Origin of the sequence: Oceanihabitans sp. 2_MG-2023, from assembly GCF_030547245.1 — a bacterium.
Taxonomy (GTDB): Bacteria; Bacteroidota; Bacteroidia; order Flavobacteriales; family Flavobacteriaceae; genus Oceanihabitans.
Genome location: NZ_JAUOQT010000007.1, coordinates 14,054 through 32,823, shown reverse-complemented (window position 1 = coordinate 32,823; position 18,770 = coordinate 14,054). Strand labels below are relative to the sequence as shown.

Genomic DNA, 18,770 nt, shown 5'->3' with positions numbered 1-18,770 from the left:
AAATAATGAAAATTTCGGAAGAAGATATTGAAAAACGCTTGTTACACTTTCCAGATTGGGAATTCTATGAAAATGCACTTCACGCAGAATTTGAATTCGATAATTTTAAAGATTGCTTTAGTGCTATGAGTAGAATTGCTTTTGAATGTGAAGCACTAAACCACCATCCAAATTGGTCTAATGTTTATAATGTTCTAAAAATCAGCCTCTCAACTCATGATGTAAATGGAGTTACCATTAAGGACTTTAAACTAGCCGAAGCTATTGCAACAATTGTAGTGCCAGAAGACGAATAATTTACTATCTTCCTTTCATTTTTATGTTTAAAAACCTACTCTATTCTTTTTTACTTTGTATTCCTATACTTACAAATGCACAAGACCATGTATTTTGTAATCAATTAACAGCTCTAGATTCTTTAATAAAAGTTGCGCATTATAAACCTAAAGCTATAAACGATAGCCTTTCTAAACATGTTTTCAAATTATTTATAGAAAATTTAGATACAGACAAACGATATTTTACACAAAAAGATATTGCAAAATTTAAGACAGATGCTTTTCAAATAGATGATTATTTAGAAAATAAAAATTGTGACTTTATAACGAAATACATACAAGTATTAACCTTAAGAATTGAGCAATCTATTGAGTATTTAGAAAATTTAAAGCAACAAGAACTAGATTATTCGGGAAAAGATATTTTAAATTTTACGCAAAACAAAGATGTGCGTTTTTATAAAAACGAAGAAGATTCAAAAAAATATTGGTCTAAAAAAGTACGATATTTATTGATATTAGATATTATAGACCAAGATTCTATTTTCGAAAATGTAAAAGCAAATTTTAAAACTTTTGAAAATTTAAACAAAGAAAAAATAATAGATAATCAAATCTGTTTACTTTATGAAATTTTAAACCAAGAAGGAGGAATTTCAAATTTGGTTACAGAAAATTTCTTGAATGCATTTATACAATACCAAGATCCAAATTCTACTTATTTTAATGAAACCGAGAAAACGGTGTTTGAGAATTCCTTGGCCATTCAACAAGAAACATTTGGTATACTAACTAAAAAAAATAAAAACGGGGAAATTGTAATTAGCCATATCATTCCAGGAAGTTCAGCCTTTAAAAATGGTGCTTTTGAAGAAGATGATGTAATAAAATCATTAACTTCAAAAGACAATGTTTTACAAATTCATTGTATAAAAAACGAAGATATAATTCGATTTTTAAATAACAGCCACAACAAAACTGTAACTTTTAAAATTAAAAAAAGTAATGGTTCTATATTAGATATTGAGCTAAACAAAACGGTTTTAAAAGTTGAAGAGAATTCGATTACAGGATACATTATTGGTGAAGATGTTACTTTCGGTTATATTAAAATACCAAGTTTTTACACCAATTTAGAATCTTATAATAAAAGAGGATTAACCACCGATTTTGCTAAGGAATTATATAAACTTCAAAAAGAAAATATAAAAGGACTTATTATAGATTTAAGATTTAATGGTGGAGGTTCTATGCAAGAAGCTATAGAACTAAGCGGTATGTTTATAAACAAAGGTCCAGTTTCTATTATTAGGGATAATAAAAACGAACAGTTTACCTTTAGAGACCCTAGTCGTGGTACTTTTTTTAATAAACCTATAATAATATTAATAAATAATTATAGTGCTTCTGCTTCCGAGTTTTTTGCAAGTACTTTGCAAGATTATAATAGGGCAATTCTTGTTGGTTCTACAACACATGGTAAGTCAAGTGCGCAAGTTATTCTTCCGTTAAGCGAAAAAAATAATTTAGGTTTTTGTAAAATTACTGTCGAAGCATTTTATAGAGTAACAGGAAAGAGTTTACAGGCTAATGGTGTAATTCCAGATATCCAGTTACCTTCTATTTACGATGATTTTAAGTTTAATGAAAAAGATAAACCTTATGCATTACCTAACGATACCATTCTAGCAACACTTAAACATGTTCCGCTTCCAAAAATTAATTTCTCAAATCTAATTACTAAAAGTAATGCTCGTGTTAATAAAAGCGCAGATTTTGCTTTAGTAAAAACCGCAAATAAAAAACTATTAGAAAATTACTATAGCGAAGATTCCCTTGCTTTAACATTAGATAATGTATATAAACACGAGCAAGATTACAAAACCATGTGGCAATCAATTTTCGATAATAAAAAAACAGAAACAAAAATTGCAGTTTCCAATACGCTTTCAACTACAGAGTTATTAAGCTATAATGAAAATGAAAAAACAAATAACCAAATGCTATTAGGCAGTTTATCTAAAGACATTTATATTCATGAAGCCTATTTAATTCTTAGCAATTTTATAAACCCTAACTAATAATTTATGAACAACTTTACTAAAATATTAATTGTCATTCTTTTATGTTTTTCAACACAAAATAGTATTGCACAAAAATTTGACAACCCTTCCGATTACTTAACATTTGTTGGAGATGAATTAGAAGTTATTGCAAAAAACAACTGGAAATATACAAAGGCTATTGCCCACAGTAAAAATGATAAAAATATTGCTAGCAAACGAAAAGTGTTACTAAAATCTGTAGAAAAAGCATTTCTTAAAGTACAAAAAGCAGAAGGTTATGATGGTGACGAATATAAAAACCAAGTACTAAAACATTTAACCTTTAATAAAAATATCTTAAATAACGATTACGCCGAAATTTTAGATATGAAAGCTATTGCAGAGCAATCCTACGATTTAATGGAAGCATACATTCTTGCTCAGGAAATGGCAGATGAAAAAATGGAACAAGCGCAAGCAGAATACGAAAACAATTTTTACGCTTTTGCTAAAAAACACGATATTAATATTATTGAAAGTGATTCCGATTTAAGTAAAAAAATGAAAATTTCGGGAGAAGTATTTAATCATTATAATGAGTTATATCTTATCTTTTTTAAAGTCTATATTAATGAAATATATTTAATGGAAGCATTAGAAAAAAATGATATTAGCGCAATTCAACAAAACACAAATGCACTAAGCCAATCTGCAAAAGAAGGCATCACTATTTTAGAAAACACAGCTTTATATAAAAATGATGCTACCATAGTAAAGGCTACAAAAGCAATTTTTGATTTTTTTATAGATGAAGCAGACAATAAAATGCCACAGTTATTAGATTTTTTAGTATTAAACGACGATATGGAAACCATTAGTAATACCTTAGAAAAAACTCCAGAAAAAAAACGTACTAAAAAACAAATTGACGACTATAACGATAAAGTTAAGCAAATAAACAAAGCTGTAAAAAACTATAACAAAGTAAATACAATACTAAATAACAATCGTCAAAAAGCATTTAACACATTAGATATTACTAAAGATAAATTTTTAGACAAGCACATTCCTAAGGATTAAGGTTTTTTTTTAAATTTGTAATACTAAATAATTAATTAAAAATTTTCGCTTTGGCGGAAACCAAAAAATAATATTAAAATGGGAAGAGCTTTCGAATTTAGAAAAGCACGTAAAATGAAACGTTGGTCTGCAATGAGTAAAGCCTTTACACGTATTGGTAAAGATATTGTAATGGCTGTTAAAGAAGGAGGACCAGATCCAGATAGTAATTCACGCCTAAGAGCTGTTATTCAAAATGCAAAGGCAGTAAACATGCCTAAAGACAATGTAGAACGTGCCATTAAAAGAGCTAGTGATAAAAGTCAAGGAGATTATAAAGAAGTTGTTTTTGAAGGTTATGCACCACATGGAATTGCCGTTTTAGTAGAAACTGCTACAGATAACAATACACGAACTGTTGCAGATGTAAGAAGTTATTTTAATAAATGTGATGGTAGTTTAGGTACTTCTGGCTCTGTTGTATTTATGTTCGATCATACTTGTAATTTTAGAATTAATGCCGAAGGATTAGACCCAGAAGAATTAGAATTAGAATTTATCGATTTTGGTGCAGAAGAAGTTTTTGCAGACGATGACGGCATTTTAATCTACGCGCCTTTTGAAAGTTTTGGTGCTATTCAAGCAGAATTAGAATCTCGTGAAATTGAAATTCTTTCTTCTGGTTTTGAACGTATTCCACAAGTAACTAAAAAACTAACTCCAGAACAAGCAGCAGATGTAGAGAAACTTTTAGAAAAATTAGATGATAATGATGATGTGCAAAATGTATATCATACTATGGAAGAATCTACAGAAGAATAATGAAAATATGTTGACTAATAAATATTTATAAATTTAAGAAAACCTAAACAATTAGTTTAGGTTTTTTTTGTAACATTATGTATTGTAAATCGTTATACTAAATAAACATCTTTATGAAATTTAAATATGCTATATCGCTTCTTTGTTTAACCCTATTTAGCAACCTTACACATGCTCAAACCATTTCTGGTAAAGTTATATCTTCTACTAATGAAGAAATTCCTTTTGCGACAATTCAAATTGGTAATGACTATGGTGTGATTTCTAATGAAGAAGGTAACTTTACCATAGATACTAAAGGTTTTAAAGAAACTGATTCGGTTACTATTTCTTGTTTAGGGTTCGAAAAAAATGGTTTTTTACTTCAAAACTTTACCGCTAAAGAATATGTCTTAAAAGAAAAAGTAAATGAACTATCTGAAGTGTTTTTAAACCATACCGCGTTATCTGCAGATTCTATTATATATTATGTAAATACTAATGTTAAAAATAATTACCGATTAGATTTAAATGAATTTAAAATATTTAGCAGAAAAACAGATTATATCGTTGGTGATTTGGCCGATTTTGAAATTAAAAAATCCACAGGTTTTAAAAGAAAACAGTTACAAGCATTTAATGATGATTTTGACAAACTCGAAACTTCACTTGTCAATAATACCTCCAAACAATATACTGATTTTGTTGGACAACTAAAGGTTTTAGATAAAGACAATGCTAAATTAGAAGTAGAAAAAGCTATTAGCTTACGAGATGAAAAAAATGATCAATCCATGGAAAGTCTTGCCGAACGCGGACAAGAAATTGTAATGAAACATTTAGATAAAGATAAAATGTATACTGTAAAATCTGGTTTTTTTAAAGTTACAGACTCGGCAACCTTAAATAAAGAAGAAATAAAAAAAAGACAGGATACTGTAAACACGTTACGTTATGCTAAAAAAGAAAGCTTTAGTCTAATAAGTAACAGTAATTTTGCAAATCCGGATGCTGGTTTAGACTTTGTTACAAATTCAAAAAAATATAAATACACGCTTAGAGATGTCACTTTTTTAGATAGCGAAATGGTATACATTATAGACTTTCAACCAAAAAGATCTTCTGCATTATATACTGGAACGATGTATGTATCTAACGAAAATTTTGCTGTGATTCGAGCAGATTATACTTTTTATGAAAACCGAGTTGGTGAAAAATTAAACTTAAGGCTTTTATTCGGCATTAAATATATTGAAAAAAACCAGAAAGGAATTGTCGTTTATAAAAAGGGAGAAGACAACTACTACTACCCTAGTTATATAAATAAACAAATTGATAGATACTTTTATGTTAACAGACCTATTAAGTTTATTGAAAATGAAAATTCTCGAAATAAAGTTGCCTTTAATTTTAAAATTGAAGGAACTTTTAAGGGCAAATCAGAACTATTAATTATTTCTAGAAAAGATATAGAAGCTAACAATTATAATAACTACACCGAAAAAACTAGAATTGATTTTGAAAACCCTAAAACATATGATGCTTCCATATGGAAAGATTATAATGTTTTAGAACCTTTAAATGATATGAAAAACTTTAAAGTAACACCAGAAGAAGCAAACTAAAAAAAGCTACTTCAACTTAAATTAAAATAGCTTTTGTAAGTAGTACAACTAATGTTTCTTTTTAGAGACTTATAGTTTACTTTATGTTTCACTAGTTCCTACTGGTTATTTATTTTCAAATATTATGCCAAAATTAACGACCATTTAGCAATTAAAGAAAATTGCTTGTTTGTTTTTTTTATATCCCAATACACACAGAATACATTTTTTATAGAATACTTTAATACATCTGTTTTAAAATTAGAAATCAATTGCTTTTCATTAATTCTATTATCTATAATGGTATAATTAGGTCCTGTAATAGAAAATTTTCTAGCAATATAACCAGAAGTTGCATTTGCAAGTGTCCAAGGAAAAATTCCTGGGTTAGCAAAACGTGGACTATGCTCTAAAGCGTTTTCCCAAAATGCAATAGAAGAAAAAGTTCCTGCGTTTAAAGTAATAAAACATACCGCAGTTTGGTTACCATAAAACTCGAAATTGTTTTCAACATGAATAGCATCAACAAATTTTTTAGCCAAGTCCGCTTCTGTATTTCCAGTTGTTTCGTAGGTATTCCAATTTAATTCCATGATGAAAATAAGCTTATAGAATTTAATCCTCCAAAGGCATAACCACAATTTAATACGTGATTTACTTCCGTGTAAACGGGTTGCTTCGGAATACGAATATCAAATTCTGAATTGGTATGATTTATTGTATGTGGAATTGTATTATGTTGAATAGAAAGCACAGAAACAATAGCTTCAATTGCAGTTGCTGCACCTAAGGTATGCCCAATTTTAGGTTTAATACTAGAAACATAAGGCTTGTAGGCTTTAAAAACATTAGAAATTGCTTTTGCTTCCGATTGGTCAGATAATTTAGTACCTGTTCCATGTGCTGAAATCCAATCTATTTTAGAATGTTTAAGAACATTATTTTTTAATATTTGATTAAAACAATCTATAATTCCAGAAGCATCTGGTTTTGGTGCAGTAGGATGATATGCATCACAAGATAAGGCACAATCGTTAATAATAGCTAGAACATTCGTATTTCTTTTGGTAGCATTTTCTACTTTTTCAAGCACCAAGAAACCTGCTCCTTCTCCTAAAATCATTCCATCTCTATCTAGATCAAAAGGCTTACAAATCCCAGAAGGACTCATGGCCCTACTTCTACTAAAACCAGTCATTGCTATTTTAGAAAAAGGATCTACTCCACCAACTATAGCAATAGTAATATCACCTTTACGCAAAGCATCTAATCCTGCATTTAACGCGTAATTTCCAGCTGCACAAGCTGTAGCAAAACATTGAAAAGTTTTAATTTTAGGGTATTTTTGCTGCAAACGTTTACAAATACCAAAGCCTGTATAATCTTCAGGAATTAATGTCTTATTTTTTTCTGCTATTGCTTCAAAAGCAGCAGATTCTCCCATTGTAGTTCCTAAAAACAATCCCCATTTTTCTTGAGATGCAACTTTTGCTTGTTGTATGGCTTGATCTATTGCTGCAACCGAAAAAAGAAATCCTCTTTGTAAGGCATCACATTCAAAGTTTTCTACACGAGAAGCATGCGTATATTTAAAATCTAAATGTTTTAAATCTTCCCAGTTTTTTATTCCGCAGCTATCATTTAACAATGCACTCCAAAAATCGTTTATATTATTTGCCAGCGAACAAACAACACCAAGGCCTGTTACTGCTATATTATTATTGGTTAGCATTTGCTATATATTTTGCGAGTAAATTTATACTAGCTATTTGCGACCAATCTTCGTCTGGAATTTCAATTCTATACTCTTGCTCTATTCTAGCTATAAACTCTGCCATATCTAAAGAATCTACACCTAATTCATATTTAAAATTAGAATCGTTAGACTCTATTTTTAAAGTAGGTTTTACATCTTTAAAATGAGATAATATGGTATTTATTATATTTTTCATGGGTACGTTTTAATATTATTAGCAAATAATGCTGTTTCCTTTGTAGAATAAATTGGCGCTAAAGGATCTCCAATTAATCGGTAATGTGTGTATGATGAAAGGTTTTTGGGAGTAGCCTGAACTATTAATTCGGCAATCGTATTTGCGCCACTTAATAACGCTTTCGTAATCCCAACAGACCATCTAGTATTATCGGTATGTAATGTACTATCAACCGCTCCAAAACTTACTGCTGTTTTTCCATCTAAAACCAATTGTTCACAAAAAGAAATAGCTGTGTTTTTTCTACTTGCCGTTTTACAACATAAGGAAAGTAAAGCTCCTACCGGTTTTGCTTTTTTGTTTTCAAAATGATGTGAACGTAAACCATAGTAACCCACCCAGCCAATTGGTCTTCCATGCCCAAAGTAAGTTGCTAAACCTAACCCACTTTCGAGACCTTCAATCATACTTTCTCTTAATAACAAATTACTACTCCATTTATATGGTGATAAACTTGGCGCATTAAGTATTGTTGCCATTCGATCTACAATTCTAGTAAACCTAGGATGTTTTTGCGATAGTAATGCTACTGCACATTGGTCTTGCTTTCTACCATGTACTTCATTTATTGTTTTAGAAAAGGTGAAAAGGTCTTCACTATTACGAATTGGTAACCAAGCAATTGGTATATTTTTATTTTCTGAAGTTTTAATAAATGGAAATTTTAAAGCGTTTTTTGGATAACATTTAGCATCACCAATAAGCAAAACTGCATCTTGATTTTGCACTTGACTTTGAATTTCATTATAACTAGGACGTATATTATATGAAATTACATGCACTTCTATACCATACTTTTTATAGGTGTTTTGAAGTAGGATAAAATTTTCTTCCGATTTAACATCGGAAGAAAATTGTGGTTTAACAATTAAAATTGTTTTATGCTGCTGCTTTAACTTCATCTATAAAAGGAATAAATCTATTAATATCTGCACCTGTTTGACCTAACAATCGAGCTCTAACAAAGTATTGCATTAATACTTGACCTTGTTGTTCTTCATTAAAATCACTAAAAGAAGTAGCATTATCTAAAACAGTTTCTCCTCCTGCTCCTGTAAATCTTCCTTCGGAAGCATTAGACAAAGTTGTTGATGGTGGTGTTCCAACGGGTGTAAAATATGCATTAGGAATATTAATACCAACATCGCTATCCCCTTCATTATAACCATAATTGTAACCTGCACCAACTAATTGTGCTGCAACTGCATGTGCTAAGTAAACAGGTCCTATATTTTGGTTTTGCCAAACATGCGTTAATTCATGAACTAAAGTAGCTCTACTAAAATCATCATCTACATCAAAATTAATTAAGTTACCAGTTACAAAGGCACGTGAATTTGGATTACCTGTAAAGAAATCTTGTATTCCAAAAACAATATCATTTAACGGACCTTCTTTGGCAATAAATGTATTATCCCAATCAATAGAATCTCCAAATACAAATTGACCATCTGCTATTTCATCTGCAGTTAAACTTCGATAACTACCGAGCATTTCAAATAGCACAGATATTGTAGCACCTAACATTCCAGCACTTACTTCAAATACAGCTTCCAACATCTCTTCTACTGACTCTCCTAATTCTTGAAGCGTTTGAGTAACTTCTTCTATAAATTCTTCTCCAGTATCTAAAACAGATTGATAAATATCTTGTAAGGAGTTACCAATATCTCTAGTTGCAGCAATAAAATTATCTAGTGCTTGATCAGGATGTAACATTACTTCGGTTAATAAAGTAACTAAAGCAACTCCAGCTGCTAAGGCACCAAGTATAACTTCTTTCATTATTTCTAATGTTTTATTAGCAACCCAAGAAATTAAACCTGCAATAGCACTTGCTGCTCTTAAAGCGCCTTCTACAAATTTTCGGATTCCAGGAATAAAATCATTTTCGAGATAATTTAATACATAATTAATAGAATTACCAATACGTTCTGTGGCTTCTCCTAGAAGTTCTAAAGCTTCATCACCTACAGCAATTGCCCAATCAATCACTTCAGAAATTCTACTTCCAATATCTTCAACAAGTTCTAAAATTCTATCAAAAATGGTGTCTGCTTGTTCTAAAGCCCAGTCCATAATTTCTGTAACCGATTCTTTTACAAATCGAATTGCTAAAACAGTTTGTCTCCAAATTTCGGAAGCTAAAGCTTCGCCTCTTGCAATTAACCATTCAAAAATATCTCCTACAGGACCTAAAGCCTGTAAAATGCCATTAACAATTTTTCGGAATACAAAATAAGTTTCTTCTATTACAGATTCTAAAATATCTGCAATAGTAGCTCCTGCAGCAATTGCAGCTTCAATTAGTCTTGCTGCACTTCTATACGTAAACTCAATCATAGCTTTTGTAAATTCGGCAATTTTTTTACCAAGTTCGAGCATTGCTTTAATGGTCTCTTTTAAAAGATCGACTGTTAAATCAAACACATCTTTTAAAATAGTTACCATAGATTTACCAAGTTCGAAAGCAGCTTCAACAATTTTTTTAATTGCCGCAATACTTTTATTAGCAATAGTTGAAATTAATTCGATTAATGTTCTACCAGCCGCTAATAAACCTTCTACAACCTTATTTGCTAATTCTTTAGTAGTATCGATAATAAAATCTGTAAACTCTACTAAAGCGGTACCTATTTCTGAAGCTGCTCTAACTACTTCATTTACAAAATCGGCAGCAGCATTTGCAGTTTCTTGAATAATTTCGGATAAAGTATTTCCTAATTCGGTAAAAGCTCTAACTACTTCATTTACCAAATCTCTAGGGCGGGTAACCAATGTTACTAAAATAGAGCCAATAGTTTCCCCTATTTCGATAAGTACTCTAACCGTATTTCTAATAAGTGTAATACCAAATTGAAGTGCTTGATTGAGAATATTACCAATAGTTTTACCAATACTAATTAAAGCTTCCACTCCAGCTTTAATAAACTCGTATGTTTTTGTTGCTAGCCATTTTAATAAGTCTGCTAATACTTCACCAAGTTGATCGATGGCTTTAATTACGGCTTCAATAATATCTTTGGCAAAAGCGAAAACATCTTCCATAATATCTATAAAAGTTTTGCCTATTAGTTTTATGGCTTCTACAAATTTTTTGACTACAGAAAAAGTATATTCTGCAGCGGCTTTTAGTATCTTCCATAATTCTTGTCCAGCTTCGACTAAAGCTCTAGCAAGACTTGCTACTTCTTCTACTACCCAATTTACGGCTTCTACAAAAGCATCTACTAAATCTTCAAAAAAACCTGTAAGTTCGTCAACAATAGTTGTAATAGCTTCTCTTATAAAATCGGCTACATCTTCAAAAAATTCAACAACTGCATCATCAGTTTCTCCATCAGAAAAAACAGGTGTGTGTCCTTCAATTTTTCGTATTTGTGCACCAGCATCTCGAAGCCAAATCATCACTTCATTAATGCCATTATTGTCTTTATTTCCTTTATCATCAAATACAAAATCCTGCATTATGGTTCTGCATTGTTGCCTAGGCAATTGGCTCATAGCATGGACTACTCCTCTACCTTGATTTGCGTTACGATATCCTTTAATAACTGCGCATCTTTCTTTTTTTTCCATTTGTGCAACACCTTGAAAGAATTCTCTATGATCTTTTGGGTCTTTAATGGTTTTTGCATAGGATTCGGATAGTTTAACCGCCTTGTTTTCGCTTTCTTGAAACATCATTCTTACTGCAGGAGCAAGTTCTACTGCTTTGTACTTACATTTTTTAACAGCATCTGTTACCGATTTTTTACTTCTAAAAGAAGCAGATTCTAATGCTGTTATAATAGCATTTTTTCCTGTTACGAATTTAGTTTTGCTAAGGTTTTTTTTTCGTGTTTCAACTTTTTTTAATTCTGCTTTAGTACCCTTTTGTGAAACTGTCTTTTTTTTCGGAGCAGATTTTCCCGAAGTGGTTTTTTTCTTACCCATGGTTTATGGTTTTAAAATTAATGCCACTAAAAGAAATTAGTCATTTTCAATTTGTATTTTAGGAAATACAGCTATAAAAAAGTTAGGAAGAATGTAAATGTAATAAAATTTATGCTTAACACAAATATTAACGTGTTAATAATCAGATATTTATACATTTTATTAATTTTAAACAACTGAAAATCAATTGTTTATAACTTGCAAAAACACGGTAATAATACAAAAATTAAATCGTAATTATTTGATAATTAGCCTATTACAAAATACAGTTTTTTGAAACACGTTTCGTTTTTTATATTTAATACTTGGTATTATTGATACGTTACATTGTCTGTAGTATGCTTAAAAAAAGCAATCTATATTTAATATAATAACGGAATAAAAGTTAACATTTGTGAAGAGAAAAAATAATGATGCACTTATGTTTTAGAAAAATATCATTAAACATTAAAAGATTTTTCAGGTATTTTACCTTTTACGCCTTTAAAAAATTGATACATAAATGCAAAATCTGCTTCTTGATTATCTGTAGGATAAAAAGGTTCGGAGATTTTATTTTGTTTCTTACCAAAATCGAAAGTCACCATCACAATTGGTACATTTGCAGCTTTGGCTATGTGATAAAAACCTGTTTTCCATTCTGTTACTTTATTTCTAGTCCCTTCGGGAGCTAAAGTAAGACGTAGTTCGTCATTTTTTTCAAAAAGTTTAGCTATAGCTTCTACTTTATTTTGTCCAGGTGTTCTATCTAATGCATGCCCTCCAACGGCTCTAAAATAATAACCAAAAGGGAATATGAATATTTCTTTTTTACCAAGAAAATTAATTTTAGTATTTGCAATTCTTCTAATTAATAAACCAATATAGAAATCATGCCAACTAGTATGAGGAACAGCTATTACAACGTACTTCTTCAAATCTTTTGGAAACTCACCTACAAGTTTCCATTTCATAATTTTAAAGTATATAAACTTGTATATGAATGTAAGCATAAATAAATTACATTTTTTGATATAAATCCTTAAGCTTTTCTCTGGTAATTGTTTTTTTCCAGTTTTTTCCTATTGCATTTTCCCAAAGTGGTTCTAAACTTAGAGCAACATCAATCATAATGTCAAATTCTTTATCGCTTAAACCTTCGCAAACACCTTGTGGTATAGAGATATTATGTTTTTTACGCATAATTTTATACATGGCAACTCCCTCTGGATAATATTCTTCTAGGTGTTCAAAAACGATGCAGTTACCTACACCATGTTTTACACCTAATAAATAGCCTAAACCATAACTTAATGCATGTGCAACACCAACTTGGGAATATGCAATGCTCATTCCTCCATGCCAAGAAGCCATCATTAATTTATCTGCGGCATCCTTTTGACTTAGAGTATCTTCAAGAAAGATTTCCTTACAAAGTTCTAAGGCTTTTTCACCATAACTTTGGCTAAATGCGTTTAAGTAGGTGCCTTTTAAGGATTCTATACAATGCACATAACAATCCATTCCAGTATAAAACCATTGGTCTTTTGGTACATCTTTAGTTAATTCTGGATCTAGTATTACTTGATCAAAAGGAGTGTAATCGCTATTGATTCCTAATTTTCTAACTGGACCTGTTAAAATAGTAGTTCTAGAAACTTCGGCTCCTGTACCAGAAATAGTAGGTATTCCAACATGGTAAATTGCTGGATTTTTGATAATATCCCAACCCTGATAATCTTTAGATTCCCCTTCATTTGTAAGCATTAAAGCAACGGCTTTAGCAAGATCTAAAATGGTTCCGCCTCCAATTCCAATAATACCCGAAGGTCTTTCTTTATAATCGAGAATAATTTGTTCTACTAACGCATCTACTTGTGTCGTTTTTGGTTCTTCTTCTGCTGAGATGTATAGTAACTTGTCTTCATAAGATAAAGGAATTCTTGATGTTAACCAAGGTTTACCTTTAAAGACATCATCTACCAAAAATATAAATGGTGCTTTAACGCTTAATCGTTTAGGCGATAAAATTTCGTTTAACTGGTTAAAACTTCCACGTCCATAAACTACTCTGGACACCATTGGGTAATTTTTATAACTCATTTATTATAATTGTTTAACAAAAATATAAATACTATTGTTTTTATTCCTATTGATTTAAAAAATATTGAAATTTTTCAGAAAATAATCCAACATGATACCCATCAACAAGTGCGTGATTGACTGAGATTGCTACATTCATGCTTAACATATTACTTTCTTTTTTTACTTTACTAAATGCAATTTTTGGTACTGAATCTTTTTCTCCGAAAAAAGGTTCTTTATGTCCTGAAAAATGGAGCCAAGGTAAAGCAGAACAATGTATGCAATCTAAACCATTTCTTTTTGGAAATAAAGCTTTGGAAGATTCAATTCTTGTTTTTTCAGACTCTAAATTTTTTAGAAAAACATCTAAATTTTCATGATACTCGATAAATGAAAATCCAAATGTTTTATCTTCTCTCATAATGGTAGCTGATGCATGAATAACATCATAAAGAACTACTTTTTCATCAACAATTCTATATTTTAAATTTTCGATACTATTGATTGCTTGCGTACAAGCGTGCATATATTTACCAAAAAAACTAATTCCATTATCTTTAGAAAACTGATAAGCTTTTGTAAGATCGAATGGAATAGTTACACCAAAATAAGGGTCCAACATTTTACTAAAATGATGAAACTGTTCTTCTCTATTCCATGTTTTTAAATTTATTTCTTTCAAATTAATCTAATAGATTTAAAATTTCTCTTACGTTTTTTACGGTTTTAAATGCTTTATCCTTTGTTTCCTTTTCCGTAACTTGTTCGTGTGCCCAAGTAGTATGAAATGGTACATGAATTGCATTAGCGTTGATGTTTATTAAAGGTAGAATATCCGATTTTAAGGAATTTCCTATCATTAAAAATTCTGCAGGATTTATATCTAAATGTTTTAATAATTTAGAATAATTTTCTTCTTTTTTGTCACTTAATACTTCAATATGATGAAAATAATCTAGCAAGCCTGATTTTTCTAATTTTCGTTCTTGATCTAATAAATCACCTTTTGTAGCAACGATTAATCTATATTTTTTAGATAATGTTTCTAATGTTTCTACTACTCCATCTAATAACACTACAGGTGCATTAAGCATTTCTTTACCAATGTTTAAAATCTTTTCAATAGTTGTATTAGAAATGGTATAGTTAGATAACTCTAAAGCCATTTCAACCATGGATAGTATAAATCCTTTAACACCATAACCATAAAGTGGAAGATTTTTTATTTCCATTTTAAAAAGTTCTTGGTCTACTTTATTAGCTGTTTCAAAACCTCCTAAAAGCTTAGCAAATTCTAACTCTGCGTTTCGAAAATAAGTTTCGTTAACCCAAAGTGTATCGTCTGCATCAAAGCCAATTACTTTTATATTTTGATATGCTTTATTCAATTTATTAGATTCTTTTAAATGAAATAACTAACTATTTCCAGAGTTTTTTAGCTCTTTCTAAATCTTCTGGAGTATCAATTTCTACACCTTCAACATCTGTTTCTACCATTTTTATACGTTTTCCATATTCTAAATAGCGAATGCATTCAATTTTTTCAGAAGCTTCTAAAGGCAACATTGGTAATGTATAAAAGTCTAATAATGCTTGTTTTCTAAATGCATAAACTCCTTTGTGTTTATAATACTTTGCTCCTACATTTATTGCTCTAGGATACGGAATTGGACTACGAGAAAAATATAAAGCAAAATTGCTTTGATCGACTATTACTTTTACTGTATTTGGGTTTTTTATTTCTTCTTCATTTGTAATATGCACCATTAATGATGCTAAGTCTACTTGATTCGCTTCATCTTTTTTAAACACATCAATCAACTTTTTTAAAGAATCTACTTCAGTAAAAGGTTCATCCCCTTGTACATTAACAACGATATCTACATCTAAATTTTGGACTGCCTCGGCAATTCTATCGCTACCACATTCATGTTCTTTAATACTCATAATTGCTTTGCCGCCATTACTTGTAATTTCATTAAATATAATTTCACTATCTGTTACAACAAAAACAGCATCAAATAGATTAGTTGCCATAGTAGCTTGATAGGTACGAAGGATAACCGTTTTGCCATTAAGGTCTTGCATAAGCTTACCTGGAAAACGAGTTGCACTATAGCGTGCAGGAATCATGGATATTATTTTCATATGTTTATAGTTCTACAAATCCATTTAATAGCGTTTCTACTTTAGAATTGTATTCTTCCATTAAGTTTTGCGATGTAAAAAGTATTATTTGAACAGTTCCTTTATCGTTAGAATAATAATAACCAAAGTAGGCAAATTTAATGCCAGACATGGTTCCACTCATTTTTAGCATAAGTACTTTTACACCATTTACGGTTCTGTACTCTTGGTCGGTAATTTTTGTATCTGGAGCAACATCCTTAGCATTAGAAATTGCGATTTCGCGAAGTGCTTTTAAGGGTATTTCTACTTTTTCGGTAATCACTGTACCATATAAATCTTCTCCCTTTAGTGCTAATTCATATTCTGCATCCTCATTTTCGGATGCTTTGCTAAACTTCCACTGTTTAGTATTCATCCAAATACCAATATTAAAAACAGAACTTTTTAATAAAAATTTAGCGTTTTTATCTTTTTCGAAAATAGAATTATTTTCTGGTATTTCTTCTATTAAATTTGCTTCTTCATCTAAATAACTCCAGGTTCCATCATCCATTAAAATGACTTGATCTCCATATTCTGTTACTGCATTAGTTTGTGAAAACAATAAGAAAGGGAAACATAAAACAACAAGATAAGTGACTTTTTTAATCATAAATATTAATTTAATTAAGTGTTTCAAAAATATAACTTTTAAATAGATTTTATGCTTTACTAGATTTAAACTTTTTGTAAAGTCTAAAAATAACGAGAAGTATAATAAGAACAAGTAGGATAGCTAAAACAGGAATAAATATGGAAATAATGGTCATTATTATAGATGTACCCGTTTCTATGGTAGCAACTACTGGGTTAGCGAAACCTGCTGTAGTTGTAGTAGAAGCAAGTCTTGTTACACTTGATGTTCCAGCAACTGCAGCCGCTGTACCTCCTCCTGCAATAATTGCTAAAGCCCATGTTATAACTGGACTCAAATCTGCAACTGTAGATACCATTACTGCTGTTCCTGCAATAGCTGCTAATGGTATTGCTATAGAATCTAATAAATTATCTACATATGGAATATAATAAGCAAATATTTCTACAATAGTAGCAACACCAAGTGTTATTACTGCTGTTAAACTACCAACCCATTGCCAGGAATCATTAAGTTCCCAAACATTAAAATGTGCTACTAGACTTAATGCAAATAGTGGTACAAACACTCTAAAACCGACAGAAGCAGCAAGCCCTACTCCTAAAAAAACACTTAAAATTGTTTCTGTTGTCATTCCTTTTTCTCCCTTTGTAACATCTTCCCTAAGGGAAAAATTTATTTAGTTATTAAAATTAAATCTAACTTATTTTTTAATACTATCAAAATTGTGATTTTAAGTAGTTTATTCTACTTCCTGAAAAAATTCATCTTTAAAACCAATGAGGTACAATTTTTCTTTAGCTCTTGTAACTGCAGTATATAGCCAACGAAGATAATCTCTATCGATCCCATTTGGCAAATAAGGTTGTTCTACAAAAACGGTATTCCATTGCCCACCTTGTGATTTATGACAAGTAATAGCATAAGAGAATTTTACTTGTAGCGCATTAAAGTGTTTGTTTCCTTTAATCTTTAAAAATTTTTTATAGTTACTTGTCTCATCTTCAAAGTCTTTTTGTACTTCTTGATATAGTCGGTTAGAATCTTCATAAGCTAACGAAGGTGTTTCGGCAGTTATAGTATCGAGAAGTAAAACGGTTTCAAAAGGAACCATGTTTGGATAATCGACCATACGTATTTTTACTTCCGCGAAGCGAAAACCATATAATTCTTGGATGGAGAATATTTCTAAGACTTCGATAATATCGCCATTTGCAATAAAACCTGCTTCGGTTGTTGGTTTAAGCCAGAAGTAATTATTTTTAACAACCATGAGATAATCACCAGCAGAAAGCTCGTTTTCATTAAACAAAATACGTTCTCTAATTTGTTGATTGTACATATTTGCCCGTTTATTACTTCGAACAATAATAGCTGTTTCTTCGTTTCCTAAGTTGCTATAAGAATCGTTAATGGCATCCATAATTTCATAACCATCTACAAGACGAACAATATCTTTAAAGTTTTTTAAGTCGAATTTAAACGTTTCCGCGAAAGCGCTAGAAATAGCTTCTCGTAATATAGTAGCATTTTCTAATATTCCTGAATCCTGTTCTTGTCGTACCACTTCGTCTAATTCCATTCTAGTAACGTCTTTATTATAATTAAGACTTAAGGTATTTTCATCTAATGCAGGGCTTAAATCTAATTTTACAGGAGGTAATTGTGCGGTATCTCCTATCAATAATAATTTACATTGATGACCAGAATATACATATTGCATTAAATCATCTAGTAACGAACCGTTTTCAAAAAGTTTAGAATCTCCAGGAGTATCTGGAATCATAGAAGCTTCATCTACTATAAAAATAGTGTTTTTATGTTTATTTGGTTGCAACACAAAATTTACACCACCACCTTTATTTTTTTTTGGAAAATATATTTTTTTATGAATAGTAAATGCTGTTTTTTTAGAATAATTAGAGATTACTTTTGCAGCTCTACCAGTTGGTGCCATTAACACAGCGCTTTTTTTAGCATGCCATAAATGGGTAACAATGGTACCTATTATGGTGGTTTTACCTGTCCCAGCATATCCTTTTAATAAATAAAGCGCATTTGAGTTTTTAGAAAAAATAAATGCAGAAAGTTGTAATAAAACGATATCTTGTTTTTCTGTTGTTTTAAACGGAAACTGCTGTTTTATAAGGGAATAAAATTGGGATTCGGTCATTAATTATAGTTGTGTAATAAAATTTCATCAAATATAGTGATGATTTTTATGC

18 protein-coding genes are annotated in these 18,770 nt (G+C 30.3%); 5 read left to right on the top strand and 13 right to left on the bottom strand.

Annotation, left to right across the window (positions count from 1 at the left end):
- The first annotated feature begins 5 nt into the window (after positions 1-5).
- The 5 genes from Q4512_RS13735 (at position 6) to Q4512_RS13715 (ending at position 5,808) form a co-directional block, all read left to right on the top strand.
- Entirely contained in the window at positions 6-296 is a 291-nt protein-coding gene (locus Q4512_RS13735) for a 4a-hydroxytetrahydrobiopterin dehydratase (RefSeq protein ID WP_407941822.1), read from the top strand.
- A gap of 23 nt (positions 297-319) precedes the next feature.
- Positions 320-2,359 carry a carboxy terminal-processing peptidase gene (locus tag Q4512_RS13730; protein ID WP_303425683.1) on the top strand — a complete coding sequence of 680 codons (2,040 nt, stop codon included), beginning with the start codon at positions 320-322 and terminating at the stop codon, positions 2,357-2,359.
- A 6-nt stretch (positions 2,360-2,365) separates the two neighbouring features.
- Positions 2,366-3,403 (top strand): hypothetical protein, encoded by a 1,038-nt coding sequence (locus Q4512_RS13725; protein ID WP_303425682.1) that lies wholly within the window; start codon positions 2,366-2,368, stop codon positions 3,401-3,403.
- 78 nt (positions 3,404-3,481) lie between these two features.
- A complete protein-coding gene (locus Q4512_RS13720; protein ID WP_303425680.1) occupies positions 3,482-4,204 on the top strand; it encodes a YebC/PmpR family DNA-binding transcriptional regulator in 723 nt (240 codons plus the stop codon).
- A gap of 113 nt (positions 4,205-4,317) precedes the next feature.
- Positions 4,318-5,808, top strand: a complete 1,491-nt coding sequence (locus Q4512_RS13715) for a carboxypeptidase-like regulatory domain-containing protein (RefSeq protein ID WP_303425678.1) — start codon at positions 4,318-4,320, stop codon at positions 5,806-5,808.
- A gap of 122 nt (positions 5,809-5,930) precedes the next feature.
- Here the strand turns inward: Q4512_RS13715 and Q4512_RS13710 are convergent, their stop codons facing one another.
- The 13 genes from Q4512_RS13710 to Q4512_RS13650 form a co-directional block, all read right to left on the bottom strand.
- Positions 5,931-6,380, bottom strand: a complete 450-nt coding sequence (locus tag Q4512_RS13710; RefSeq protein WP_303425676.1) for a hypothetical protein — start codon at positions 6,378-6,380, stop codon at positions 5,931-5,933.
- On the bottom strand, positions 6,371-7,519 hold the full coding sequence (locus Q4512_RS13705; protein WP_303425675.1) for a beta-ketoacyl-[acyl-carrier-protein] synthase family protein: 1,149 nt from the start codon (positions 7,517-7,519) through the stop codon (positions 6,371-6,373). The genes Q4512_RS13710 and Q4512_RS13705 overlap by 10 nt, the downstream gene beginning before the upstream one ends.
- On the bottom strand, positions 7,506-7,739 hold the full coding sequence (locus Q4512_RS13700; protein WP_303425673.1) for an acyl carrier protein: 234 nt from the start codon (positions 7,737-7,739) through the stop codon (positions 7,506-7,508). Before Q4512_RS13700 ends, Q4512_RS13705 begins: the two co-directional genes overlap by 14 nt.
- Entirely contained in the window at positions 7,736-8,683 is a 948-nt protein-coding gene (locus Q4512_RS13695; RefSeq protein WP_303425671.1) for a C25 family cysteine peptidase, read from the bottom strand. The genes Q4512_RS13700 and Q4512_RS13695 overlap by 4 nt, the downstream gene beginning before the upstream one ends.
- Positions 8,661-11,717, bottom strand: a complete 3,057-nt coding sequence (locus Q4512_RS13690; RefSeq protein ID WP_303425670.1) for a hypothetical protein — start codon at positions 11,715-11,717, stop codon at positions 8,661-8,663. The genes Q4512_RS13695 and Q4512_RS13690 overlap by 23 nt, the downstream gene beginning before the upstream one ends.
- 440 nt (positions 11,718-12,157) lie before the next feature.
- A complete protein-coding gene (locus tag Q4512_RS13685) occupies positions 12,158-12,670 on the bottom strand; it encodes a 1-acyl-sn-glycerol-3-phosphate acyltransferase (protein WP_303425669.1) in 513 nt (170 codons plus the stop codon).
- Between the two features lie 46 nt (positions 12,671-12,716).
- Positions 12,717-13,799 (bottom strand): iron-containing alcohol dehydrogenase family protein, encoded by a 1,083-nt coding sequence (locus Q4512_RS13680; protein WP_303425668.1) that lies wholly within the window; start codon positions 13,797-13,799, stop codon positions 12,717-12,719.
- A 46-nt stretch (positions 13,800-13,845) separates the two neighbouring features.
- Positions 13,846-14,463 (bottom strand): CatA-like O-acetyltransferase, encoded by a 618-nt coding sequence (locus tag Q4512_RS13675; RefSeq protein ID WP_303425666.1) that lies wholly within the window; start codon positions 14,461-14,463, stop codon positions 13,846-13,848.
- A 1-nt stretch (position 14,464) separates the two neighbouring features.
- Positions 14,465-15,169 (bottom strand): HAD family hydrolase, encoded by a 705-nt coding sequence (locus Q4512_RS13670; protein ID WP_303425664.1) that lies wholly within the window; start codon positions 15,167-15,169, stop codon positions 14,465-14,467.
- A 31-nt stretch (positions 15,170-15,200) separates the two neighbouring features.
- Positions 15,201-15,929: a 3-deoxy-manno-octulosonate cytidylyltransferase gene (gene kdsB / locus Q4512_RS13665; protein ID WP_303425662.1), complete on the bottom strand. Its 729-nt coding sequence runs from the start codon at positions 15,927-15,929 to the stop codon at positions 15,201-15,203.
- Between the two features lie 4 nt (positions 15,930-15,933).
- Positions 15,934-16,563, bottom strand: a complete 630-nt coding sequence (locus Q4512_RS13660) for a hypothetical protein (RefSeq protein WP_303425661.1) — start codon at positions 16,561-16,563, stop codon at positions 15,934-15,936.
- Positions 16,564-16,612: 49 nt separating this feature from the next.
- Positions 16,613-17,179: a DUF4126 domain-containing protein gene (locus tag Q4512_RS13655; RefSeq protein ID WP_303425659.1), complete on the bottom strand. Its 567-nt coding sequence runs from the start codon at positions 17,177-17,179 to the stop codon at positions 16,613-16,615.
- Between the two features lie 108 nt (positions 17,180-17,287).
- A complete protein-coding gene (locus Q4512_RS13650) occupies positions 17,288-18,718 on the bottom strand; it encodes an ATP-dependent RecD-like DNA helicase (RefSeq protein WP_303425657.1) in 1,431 nt (476 codons plus the stop codon).
- Positions 18,719-18,770: the final 52 nt, after the last annotated feature.